Origin of the sequence: Streptosporangium nondiastaticum (assembly GCF_003011965.1) — a bacterium.
Classification (GTDB): Bacteria; Actinomycetota; Actinomycetes; order Streptomycetales; family Streptomycetaceae; genus Streptomyces; species Streptomyces nondiastaticus.
Window position 1 is genome coordinate 1 of sequence record NZ_PXWG01000186.1, and the last position, 10946, is coordinate 10946.

Sequence of the window (10946 nt, forward strand, 5' to 3'; positions counted from 1 at the left end):
CGGACCGAAGCGGCTGCCCGGCAGTCCTCCGGGCAGCAGTGAGGGAAAGCGACTCCAGGCCATGTCCGAACCCGCCCCACCCCTCTCACCCGAGCCCGCCCCGAACGAACCCTCCCGCGGCCGCGGCCGGCTCCTGACGGGCGTGGTGTGGGTCGCCCTGCTGGTCGGCCTGTGGCTGTGGGGACGCGAGATCACCGAAGGGCACGGGCCCTCCGTCACCCCCACCGCCGGGGACGTCGCCGCGGCCGGCCGCCCGCTCGCCGACCCGCTGCCCCCGGCCCGCCCGCCCCTGCCCCCGGCCCCGCCCCGCTCCCTCACCGTCAAGGCCCTGGGCGTGGACGCCCCCGTCGAGGCCAGGGGGCTGGACCCGGCGGGCGCCGTCGACCCGCCCCCGTACGACCGGGCCGGCACCGTCGGCTGGTACCGCCGCGGCCCGCAGCCCGGCGCGCCCGGCGCCGCCGTCCTCGTCGGTCACGTCGACACCGACAACGCGCCCGCCGTCTTCTACGACCTCGGCAGCCTCAAGCCGGGCGACACCGTCGCCGTCGGCCGCGCGGACGGCACCACCGCCGAGTTCACCGTCGAGGACGTCTCCGTCTTCACCAAAGAACGCTTCGACCCCGCCAAGGCCTACGGGCCGCGCGACGGAAAGCGCGCCGAACTGCGCCTGATCACCTGCGGCGGCGACTTCGACCGCGCCCGGCGCTCGTACAGCGCGAACGTCGTCGTCTCCGCCTACCTGACCGGAGCGACCGGAGCGACCGGAACTGCCGGAGCGACCGGAACGGCCGGAACAGCCGGAGCGACCGGAACGACCGTGCCGAACAAGCCGAACAAGCCGAACGAGCCGGGCAGGTTGGCCGGATCCGGACGGAGATGAGCGTATGAGTGCTCCAGCCGGGCGAATTGACTCCCCGTCATCCACAGATCACACACGGTCCCGCTCTCAGGTGTGCCAGCATTGCAGGGACCGGTCATGTCCCGTGGGGGCGTGGGGACACCCCTGCAGGAATGCACCCGAGGGGGAATGGATGTACGGCAGTCACACGGGCCGTGCCCGCAGGGCGCGCGCGGTTCTGGGCACCGCCGGGGCCGCCGTCGGCGCGCTGATGCTGCTCGCCGGCTGTTCCTCCCCCTCGTCCTCCGCCACATCCCCCAAGGAAGCCCCGCCGCCGCAGGCACCCGCGCAGCAGCCCAAGGCGCGGGTGCCCTTCTGGGTCAACCCCGAGTCCATCGCGGCCAAGCGCGCCTCCGAGCTCCGCAGGGGCGGCCGGAGCGGCCAGGCTCAGGCCCAGCTCCTCAGCAAGATCGCGGCGCAGCCCGTCGCCGAGTGGATCGGCCCCGACGACCCCGAGGGGCAGACCCGGGGCTTCACCGAGGCCGCCGCCGCGGCCGACCGCATCGCCGTCCTCGTGCTCTACAACATCCCCCACCGCGACTGCGGCCAGTACTCGCAGGGCGGCGCCTCCGACGGCAACGCCTACCGCGGCTGGCTGGACGGCGCCGTCCGGGGCATCGGCAACCGCGGCGCGACGGTGATCCTGGAGCCCGACGCCGTGCCCCACGTCTCGGACGGCTGCACCCCGCACCAGTACCACGAGGAGCGGTTCGCGCTCCTCAAGGAGGCCGTGGGCCGCCTCAAGGCCCTCCCGCACACCAAGGTCTACCTCGACGCGGGCAATCCCAGCTGGGTCAATCCGCCCGACCGGATGGCGGATCCGCTGCGCCGGGCCGGCATCGACCAGGCCGACGGCTTCGCGCTGAACGTCTCCAACTTCCAGACCACCAAGGCCAACAAGGACTACGGGCACCGGCTGTCCGGCCTGCTGGGCGGCAAGCACTTCGTCATCGACACCAGCCGCAACGGCAACGGCCCGCTGAACGCCCCCAGCCACGAGAAGGCGTGGTGCAACCCCGCGGGCCGCGCCCTCGGCGCCCCGCCCACCACCCGCACCGGCGACTCCAAGGTCGACGCGTACCTGTGGGTGAAGCGCCCGGGCGAGTCCGACGGCACGTGCAAGGGCGGCCCGGGCGCCGGCAAGTGGTGGGAGACCTACGCGCTGGACCTGGCGCGGAACGCCCACTGAGCCGGCCTCCGCGGGAGGCCGGCCCGTGCCCGCCGGCAGGCGCTACGGCTTCGAGGGCAGGCGCTACGACTTCGCCACGGGCACCTTCACCCACACCGCCGGCGAGGGCACGCCCCGGCCGTCGACGACGTTGAGCATGTACCACCCCGGGGGCACCAGCGACGGGTCCTTCGGCAGCGTGACCGTGAGCCCGTCCGCCGTGCGGCTGAACTCCAGGGCGATCGACCGCTGTTCCACGTTGGTGACGTGCGTGAACGACCCCGGCCTGATGAGGCGCGCCTTGGTGATGTCCTGCGGGCGGTCCGTGCGGTACGTGGCGGTGCCGCCCAGGGCCACCGTCCGGGGCTCGGTGTCCTTCAGCTCGGGCCGCCCCTTCTGGTAGAGGTACGGCGGCGTGTAGAGGTCGATCTGCTGCTGGAAGACGCCCGGCTTGGTGTTGGCCCTGTCGCCGAAGAGCGAGTCGGAGCCGAAGGTCATCACCCGGCCGTCGGGCAGCAGCAGCGCCCCCGAGTGGTAGTTGCGGCCCACCAGCGGATCGGCCACCGCGTGCCGGGTGTTGTCGGCGGGGTCGTAGATCTCGGCCTTGAGGACGTTGGAGTCGCTGCGGCCGCGGTAGTCGCCCGAGCCGTTGGTGGTCAGCACCGTGTCGTCCGGGAGGATGACGCTGCTGGGATAGCGGGCCTTGGCGTAGAGGTCGGGCCCGTCGCGGAAGCGCGGCCGGTCGGCGTGCAGGTCGACGATGCGGGTCCTGGCCGTGGCCTTGTCGTCCTCGCCGACCCCGCCGCCGCCGAGGACCATGTACCGCTGGTCCTGGGCGGGGGGCAGCAGGACGGACATCGAGGTCTCCAGGACGTCCGGGTCGCTCATGCCGGGCACTTCGGTGAACTCGTTGGTCGTCAGGTCCCACAGGCCGGGCACGCGGCCCTTGTCCGCCGGGCCGTAGCCCGCGTTGGAGCCGGTGTAGAAGATCCGGCCCTTGTCGGTGAGGAAGAGGGCGGGATAGGTCGGGAAGAAGCGCTCCCTGGGCAGGTAGGTCCACTTCTTGGTCTTCGGGTCGTAGACCTCGTTCTTCCCCGGGACGACCTGGCCGATCTCGTCGAGGCCGGAGACCGAGAGGACCCTGCCGTCCTGCAGGGTGGTCAGCGTCGGATACCAGCGGGCCTCGTTCATCGGGTCGACCGTGACGTAGCGCTCGGCGACCGGGTCGAACTCGAAGGAGTCCTTGATGCCCTGGAAGTCCTTCTTGTCGAAGGAGAGTTTGTTGGCGATGCCGTAGACGTTCTGGGCGTCCTTGCCGGAGAGACCCTCGACCCGGTAGTTGTCGGTGAGGCCGGTCTCGAACTCGTGCCCCTTGTGCAGCGCCTCCACGTAGACGCGGGCGGTGGAGACCGTGACGGTGACCTTGCGGGTCTCCTTGTTCTGCTCCTTCTTGGCGCGGGGGACGAGCACCGCGTCCTTCGCCTCGAAGGTCTTGCCGTTCTTGCGGCCGGTGAAGCGGGTGCCCGCGGGCAGCGTCATCGGCTTGTCCGGGTCCTCGTTGTGCACCACCATCAGGCCGCCGGCCTTGGTGACGTCCCCGTCCAGCTTCTCGTACCGCTGTGTGCCGCCGGCGACCAGGAGGCGGCCGTCGGGCAGTTGGGTGTGACCCGCGCAGAACAGGTCCTTCGGGGTGGGAATGTCCTTGTACGTGTTCTCCACGGGATCCCACAGGACCGTGCGGAAGGTCTTCGCGCGGAAGTTGGCGGCGTTGTTGCCGGAGCCGGCGACGAGGAGCACCTTCCCCGTGTGCAGCAGGGCCGCGTGGATCGTGTTGATCCGGTACCGCTCGGGGACGTCGACCACCGACCAGTGGCCGTTGCGCTCCTTGTACTCCGGCTGATTGATCTTGTAGTCGTGGTACTGGTGGGAGGCGTAGCCCCAGATGGCCGGCCCGTTCATGCCCGCCAGGGCGAGCACCACCGCCGACCCCACCGCGAAGCGGCGGGTGCGGCGGCTGACACGGTAGTGCCGGAAGTTCATCGGGTGGCCTCCACGGCTCGCACGGCTCTCTTGGCGCGATGCGCGGTCCACCACCACGCCACGATCGGGGCGACGGTGATCGCGAGGGCCAGCGTCGCCCACGTGCGCATCGCGACGTGCGTGTGGCCGAGCCAGAAGGAGGCCACCAGCGAACCGCCGAAGACCGCCAGGAAGAACAGGTGGATGCGGAAGGTCCCGAAGAGGGTGTCGGGGCTGGCGGAATCGCCCTTGGGCGTGACCACGAAACGGCTCTTGCGGCGCAGCACGGCGTCCATCAGCGAGCGGGCGTAGACCGGGGCGGAGAGCGCGGACATCACCATGCCGGCCAGCCCGCCCGAGCCCTCGGGCTCGTGCGGCGAGACATTGTGCCGGCGGTTCCAGATGTAGAGGCCGATCTGCAGGGCGGCCGCATCGCTGTAGAGCATCATCCACACCTCGGAATTGATCTGGATTCCGGAGGCGCCGAGGCCGAGGAAGAGGGCGCAGCTGAGCGCGCCGAGCATCCAGTTGAGTGCGGTCATCGGATAATAGATGACCAGCAGGCTGTAATTGAGGAATTTGCCCGGGGAGAGCGACCAGGGCCCTTTCCAGAACTGCTTGAGAATGGTCTCGTAGGTGCCGCGGGACCAGCGCAGCTGCTGGGTGAAGAAGTCCGTCCAGGCATTGGGGCCCTCGCCGACCGCGAGGACGTCCGGGGTGTAGACCGAGCGCCACTTCCGGCCGGTCGCGGGATTGCGGTGACGGTGCAGTTCGAAGCCGGTGGCCATGTCCTCCGTGATCGAGTCGTAGAGGCCGCCGATTCCCTTCAGCGCGCTGATGCGGACGGCATTGTTGGTGCCGACGAACATGGGTGCGCCGTAGCGGTTGCCGGCGCGTTGGATCAGGGCGTGGAAAAGGAACTGCTGGCTTTCTGCGGCCTTGGTCACGGCCGCATCGTAGTTCCCGTAGACCTGAGGACCAACGACAAACGCGATATCGGGGTCGCGGAAGTACCCGAGCATGCGTTCCAGGAAGTTGGGCAGGGGGACGTGGTCGGTGTCGACCGAGGCGAAGAAGTCGTACGCATCGCCGTGGGCGTCCAGCCAGGAGTTGTAGTTCCCGTGTTTGGTCTTCGCGCGGAACGCGCCCTTCGGCTGATTCCACTTCTCGACGCCCTTGCGGGAGAAGTGGCGCACGCCGAGCCGCCGGCAGACGGCCTTGACGGCGGGGTCGTCGCCCTCGTCGAGCAGCCAGACGTCGAGCGGGCCGCGGTGGCGCAGCCGGACGGCCGCCTCCAGCGTCCGCGTGACCATCTCGAGCGGCTCCTTGCCGGGCACGAACGAGGTGAGGAAAGCGACCTTGGTGCCGGTCTCGGGCACGACCGGGACGGGGTCGCGGGCGACGAGGGTGGCGTGGGCGTTCGAGGCGACGTTCAGCGTGCGGAAGAGCTCGATGAGGCCGATCGACACCAGCATCACCGTATCCAGCACCCGCATCAGCGGGGTGGCGTGGTCGCGCTGCGTCCAGTGCGCGGGCTGCATCAGCCAGATCAGCAGGCCGACCGAGACGACGGGGGCGGCGCCGAGGAGCGCCGCGCCGAGGACGCGGTGCGTCTCCTCGGCGAGCAGGCTGCGGTAGCGCACCCGGTACGGGCGGTCAGGGTCGGGCTGGGTGAGCGGGCCGGCCAGCCGGCTGTAGTGCTCGTAGTCGAACCGGGGCCGGGCTCTCGGCGGGCGCGAGGGCGGCGGCGTCGGTCCGCCATGGCCGGGTTGCTGCGGGATCGTTCCCTGGCGGACGGATGTGAGTGGTCTCGCCGCCGCCCTCGGGTCGTGAAGCTGCCGCCGGGCGTCGGCAGGAGTGGACGTCATGTGTCATTTCCCCCCGCACGCATGCTGACTGCGTGTGTCAGATCGCGGGTCTCGTCCGGCCCCCCACGGCCGCACGGACCCCAAGAGCACCGGCCCCCCCGGCGCCACCCAACTCAACTCAATGGTCACTCAGTGATGTTGGGTCATCGCTGTCCGTTCAGGATCTCGGACGCCGGGCCATGATCGCAAGGGTGAAACAAGGTGTTTACCGGGCAAAGTGGTGCGACCTGCCGTGATGGGACATGTCATTGACCGGAAAATGACTCAAGGCTCCTCACTGATAGTGAGGAGCCTTGAGACTCGCGTGCGCCGCCAGGGACTCGAACCCCGGACCCGCTGATTAAGAGTCAGCTGCTCTAACCAACTGAGCTAGCGGCGCCTGCTGACAGAGAAAACTCTACCCGATCCCGAGGGGTGCTCCCGACCACCCGCCCCGTCACCTGCCCGGACGCCCCGGCGTGCGGTTCTCCCGGACCGCTGGAAGGCTGTGCCCGAGTACTGGCGGGACGCCGGGCCGGGGGCCCGGGGAAAGGTGCAGCGGGCGTGGTGCACATACGCGGCGCGGTCGTGGCGGCCGTGTGGGCGGCCGTGCTGGCCGGGCCCGGCGCGGGCCCCGCGGCGGCCGCACCCCTTTCCGCGCCGGGCCGCGGCGGCCCGCGGACCGTCCTCCCGGCGGTCCGGCCCCTCGGCGACCGTCTGGAACCGGCCATCCGCTATGCCATGGCCCATCTGGGTGACCCCTTCGCCATCGGCGGCGCCGGCCCCCGCCGCTGGGACTGCTCCGGACTCGTCCAGCAGGCCTACCGTCGCGCGGGCGTACGGCTGCCGCGCATCGCGGCCGACCAGTACCGCGCGACGAAGCGCATCCCGCGGCGCTCCCTGCGCCGCGGAGACCTCGTCTTCTGGTCCGGCAACGGGCGGGCCTCCGGCGTCCACCACGTGGCCGTCTATCTGGGCGGCGAGCGCTACATCGAGGCGCCGCGCCCCGGTTTCAAGGTCCGTGTCTCGGCCTTCTCCCGCTACAGGCCGAACCTCTACGGGCGGGTGGGGTGAGCCTGCGGGCGACCACGGGACATAGGGGGACCCTCGGGGGCGGCGCCTTCCCGGGCACCTGACGAACTGCGTCAAGAGTGCCTCCTTGAAGAGCGAATGACCGGAGGCCGGGACACGGCCTTCGCGGGGGCATGGGCGCAGGGCAGCGGCGGTCCCGGTGGAGCGGAGGTGAAGCCGTTCCGTACGGGACGCGACCGGATCGTTGCGTCCATTGGCCTAGACATGCCAAACGGCCGGTACTAGCCTCCGCCTTGGTCTAGACCGCATTTCACTCGGCTCACAGAACCCCCCACGTTCTCCGAGGAGCAAAGGCATGCGCAAAAAGATCAGTGCGGCGATCATCGGCCTCGGCATCGCCGGCACGTCCCTGCTCGCCACCGGCAGCGCGAGCAGCCACGGCTACACCGACACCCCCACCAGCCGGCAGGTGTACTGCGCCAACGGCACCGTCGAGGACTGCGGCGAGATCCAGTGGGAGCCGCAGAGCGTCGAGGGTTCCAAGGGCTTCCCGGCCCGCGGGCCCGCCGACGGCACGATCTGTGCCGGCGGCAACAGCCGCTTCGCGGAGCTCGACGATCCGCGGGGCGGTCAGTGGCCCGCCACGAAGGTCAGCTCCGGCCAGCGCTACACGTTCCGGTGGCGGCTCACCGCGCGCCACGCCACGACCGACTTCCGCTACTACCTCACCAGGCCCACCTACGACCCGAACCGGCCGCTCACCCGGGCCGACCTCGAACCCCAGCCGTTCCTGACCGTCCCCTACAACGGCCGGGTGCCCGACGCCACCGTCTCCCACGAGGGCACGCTTCCCTCCGGCCGGACCGGCAAGCAGCTCGTGCTCGCGGTGTGGACCATCGCGGACACCGGCAACGCGTTCTACGCCTGCTCCGACGTCCAGTTCTGACGGCCTCGTCCGAAGGCCGCCACGGACGCCGGAGCTTCCCGGCGCCTCCCCGGCCCCACCCCGGGGAGGCGCCATCCGTATTGCGGCGCCGTACGGGCCGGGGCCCTTCCTACTCCTCCCCGGAGTCGTCCTTCCCCGGCCGGAGGGCGATGCGGGCCAGGACGCCCGCGACTACCAGCGCCAGCCCCGCCAGCAAGGCGTAGTCCGGGACCGCGTTGCCCACCCGGGAGGCCAGTTCCTCCAGGCGGAACTCCTGGTCGGCGTCCAGGAGCCCGGGCAGCCCCGTGGTCCCGTCGTAGGCGAGGAAGAGCACCCCGATGCCGATGAAGAACAGCCCCGAGACCAGCGACGTCGTGTGCAGCCGCAGCCGGCCGAGCCGCAGCTCGCGCCCGCGCAGCCAGCGCCGGCCGCCGAGCCGGAAGCGGTCCCAGAAGACCGCCAGCACGAACAGCGGCAGCGCCATCCCGAGGGCGTAGACGGCGAGCATGGATCCGCCGTAGACGGGGTTGCCGTTGACGGCCGTCACGGTGAGGACCGCGCCGAGGATCGGCCCGGCGCAGAACCCGGCCAGCCCGTACACGCAGCCCAGCAGGAACGTCGACGCCGCCGAGCGCGGCGTGATCCGCCCGGCCGCCGCCTGGGCCCTCTTCGAGGCGAAGCCGAGGCCCAGGATCTGGGCGGCGCCCATGGCGATCACGATCCAGCCGCCGGCGGTCACCAGCAGGTCGCGGTGGCCGTTGAAGAGCCGGCTGGCCGCGGTGGAGGCCACGCCGAGCGGGACGAGCGTGGTCGCGAGGCCCACGTAGAAGACGCCGGTGCGGGCGAGCAGCCGGCCGGGGCTCGCGAGGGAGTATGCGAAGAAGGCCGGCAGCAGCAGCGCGCTGCACGGGCTGACCAGAGCGAGGGCGCCGCCGAGGAACGCGGCGAGGTAGCCGATGTCGGTCACGCCGGCCCCTTACTTCTCGCTCTTCTTCGCGGCGGCGGCCCGGGCCTGCGCGATGGCCTCGTCGAAGGCGGCCATCGGCTGGGCACCGGCGATGGGGCGGCCGCCGACGAGGAAGGACGGGGTGGAGCTCACACCGAGGCCGTACCCCTCCTCCTGGTCCTTCTTGACGGCTTCCTCGGAAGCCGACCCGTTCAGGTCCGAGCGGAAGCGGTCGATGTCGGTCACGCCGGCCTTGCCGGCCATGTCGGCGAGCTTGTCCTCGGCGAGCGCGTCACCCTTGCGCAGCTTCGCGTAGACCTCGTCGTGGAACTGCCAGAACTTCCCCTGCTGCCCGGCCGCCCAGGAGGCGCGGGCGGCGCGCTCGGAGTCCTTGCCGAAGATCGGGAAGTTGCGGAACTCGATCCGGAGCACGCCCTGGTCCACGTACTTCTTGATCAGCTCGGGCTGGCTGTCGCGGGTGAACTTGCCGCAGTACGAGCACTGGTAGTCGGCGTACTCCACGAGCACGACCGGCGCGTCCTTGCGGCCCAGCGCGAGCGGGTCGCCGTCCTTGCGGCGGCTGGTGGCCTGCTCGGCGCGGTCGTACGCGCCCTGCATCGGGTCGGCGGAGGCGTCGCCGGCCGCGGCGGGCCCGCGCTTGCCGGAGCCGCTGCCGCTCTTGCCGATGGCCATGCCGACGGCGACGACGGCGGCGACGAGCGCGAGGATCGCACCGAGGGCGGCGATGCGGCGGGGGAGGGAGACGGTGGCCTTGGCCGGGGCCTTGCCCTTGGCCGTGGTCTTCTTGGTCTTCTTGGTCTTCGAGGAGCGGGCAGAACTGGCAGACATAAAGGAGGAAGCTCCCTGGAACGTACGGAATCCGGATATGCCGAAGCACGGCCCGGCGGGGCCGTGAGGAGCGGATCTAGATCCGTAGGACGGGGAGCAGCTCGGCGCAGCCCGCGACGGGGGCGGGCGGCGCGCGCGGCGCGGTCACCCGGGGCGCGGTGGCCCGGGGGAGCGAGGCGCGGGCGGTGCCCGGCGCGGTGACGGGATCGGCGTGCCCGGAGGCGACGGCGGTCTCGGCATCCTTCAGCGGGACGTCCTGCTGCCGGCAGCTGGGGCCGGTGTCCGGGAGGGCCCGGGCCCGTACGGGCTCCGCGGCGGGCGCGGACGCCGGGTCCGCGTGACGTGCGGAGGCGGCGGACGCGGAGGCGGCGACAGCGGCGGACGGGGCGGCCGTGACCGCGGCGTACGGCTGCGCGCCGCCCGGGACCGGCCCGAAGAGGACCGCGAGGAGGAGCAGGAGCACGGCCGCGGCCGCCGACCGGTGATTCCTGGTCGTGCTGGTCACGGTGCTCCTCTCCCGGTGCGCGGCGAACGGACGGACGGCCTCCATGCTACGGGCCCTGCTCGTACGGCCCTGCTCGTACGGGCCTGCTCAGACGCCTTCCGCCGCGAGCGCGCGCAGCGAGACCCGCTGGGCGTACCAGAGCAGGGAGACGGTCGTGGCGGACATCACGAGGGCGAAGGCGAGGTGGCCCGCGACCGAGACCACGGTGCAGCCGGCCAGGACGAGGGCCAGGTGGGAGCCGAGCCGCAGGGCGAGCAGGCCGAGGGCCACCTTGCGGGTGCTCTTGCCGCGCCACATGCGCTTGGCCAGGCGCAGCCGCGAGCGCAGGACGGTCAGGGACACGACGAGGTTGACCACGAACAGGGCGCCCAGTGCCCACAGGAACCGGTGGTCGGCCTGGAAGAGGTCGTAGGCGGCGGACGCCACGCCCTCGAAGACGAAGAACCAGGCCGGCAGCGGCTTGATCTCCTCGGTGGAGGCGGTCTCGGCGGCCTCGGCTGAGGCGGGGGCGGCGGGGGCGAGCGTCATCGTGTCCATGCCCATAACTCTGTCGTCCGGGCGTTCCGGCGGGCAGATCCGACGATCACAGGTCCCCGATGACATAAGTCATCGGGAATGCCCGCGAGGGGAGCACGACGAAGGCCCCCACCTTGCGGTGAGGGCCTTCGCCTGTCTGTGCGCCGCCAGGGACTCGAACCCCGGACCCGCTGATTAAGAGTCAGCTGCTCTAACCAACTGAGCTAGCGGCGCCTGCTGA

The 10946-nt window shown here is 71.4% G+C and carries 10 protein-coding genes and 2 tRNA genes; 4 read left to right on the forward strand and 8 right to left on the reverse strand.

Translation table 11 applies throughout. The features are described from left to right. Together B7P34_RS33085 and B7P34_RS33090 are read left to right on the forward strand one after the other, a co-directional pair. Positions 1-880, forward strand: an 880-nt coding sequence (locus tag B7P34_RS33085; RefSeq protein ID WP_223268481.1) for a class F sortase, incomplete at its 5' end; no start/stop codon positions are given. A gap of 151 nt (positions 881-1031) precedes the next feature. Then, complete coding sequence (locus B7P34_RS33090) at positions 1032-2087, forward strand: glycoside hydrolase family 6 protein (protein ID WP_106681867.1); 1056 nt, start codon at positions 1032-1034, stop codon at positions 2085-2087. Positions 2088-2150: 63 nt separating this feature from the next. Here B7P34_RS33090 and B7P34_RS33095 read toward each other — a convergent pair whose 3' ends face one another. From B7P34_RS33095 to B7P34_RS33105, 3 genes are all read right to left on the reverse strand, one after another. Next, entirely contained in the window at positions 2151-4106 is a 1956-nt protein-coding gene (locus B7P34_RS33095) for a kelch motif-containing protein (protein WP_106681868.1), read from the reverse strand. After that, positions 4103-5953, reverse strand: a complete 1851-nt coding sequence (locus tag B7P34_RS33100; RefSeq protein WP_106681869.1) for a glycosyltransferase family 2 protein — start codon at positions 5951-5953, stop codon at positions 4103-4105. Before B7P34_RS33100 ends, B7P34_RS33095 begins: the two co-directional genes overlap by 4 nt. Before the next feature lie 305 nt (positions 5954-6258). Next, positions 6259-6332, reverse strand: a tRNA-Lys gene (locus B7P34_RS33105). Between the two features lie 164 nt (positions 6333-6496). On the opposite strand from B7P34_RS33105, the gene B7P34_RS33110 reads away from it, so the two are divergent. After that, positions 6497-7006, forward strand: coding sequence for a C40 family peptidase (locus tag B7P34_RS33110; RefSeq protein ID WP_106681870.1), 510 nt, complete (start codon positions 6497-6499; stop codon positions 7004-7006). A gap of 313 nt (positions 7007-7319) precedes the next feature. Beyond that, positions 7320-7910, forward strand: coding sequence for a lytic polysaccharide monooxygenase auxiliary activity family 9 protein (locus B7P34_RS33115; RefSeq protein ID WP_106681871.1), 591 nt, complete (start codon positions 7320-7322; stop codon positions 7908-7910). A gap of 109 nt (positions 7911-8019) precedes the next feature. Here the strand turns inward: B7P34_RS33115 and B7P34_RS33120 are convergent, their stop codons facing one another. The 5 genes from B7P34_RS33120 to B7P34_RS33140 all read right to left on the reverse strand — a co-directional run bounded on the left by B7P34_RS33120 (position 8020) and on the right by B7P34_RS33140 (position 10939). Further along, on the reverse strand, positions 8020-8856 hold the full coding sequence (locus B7P34_RS33120) for a cytochrome c biogenesis CcdA family protein (protein WP_106681872.1): 837 nt from the start codon (positions 8854-8856) through the stop codon (positions 8020-8022). Between the two features lie 9 nt (positions 8857-8865). Continuing rightward, entirely contained in the window at positions 8866-9684 is an 819-nt protein-coding gene (locus B7P34_RS33125) for a DsbA family protein (protein WP_106681873.1), read from the reverse strand. A 76-nt stretch (positions 9685-9760) separates the two neighbouring features. Further along, positions 9761-10189: a hypothetical protein gene (locus B7P34_RS33130; protein WP_146167000.1), complete on the reverse strand. Its 429-nt coding sequence runs from the start codon at positions 10187-10189 to the stop codon at positions 9761-9763. 87 nt (positions 10190-10276) lie between these two features. Beyond that, positions 10277-10726, reverse strand: coding sequence for a hypothetical protein (locus B7P34_RS33135; RefSeq protein WP_223268482.1), 450 nt, complete (start codon positions 10724-10726; stop codon positions 10277-10279). 139 nt (positions 10727-10865) lie between these two features. After that, a tRNA-Lys gene (locus B7P34_RS33140) sits at positions 10866-10939 on the reverse strand. Positions 10940-10946: the final 7 nt, after the last annotated feature.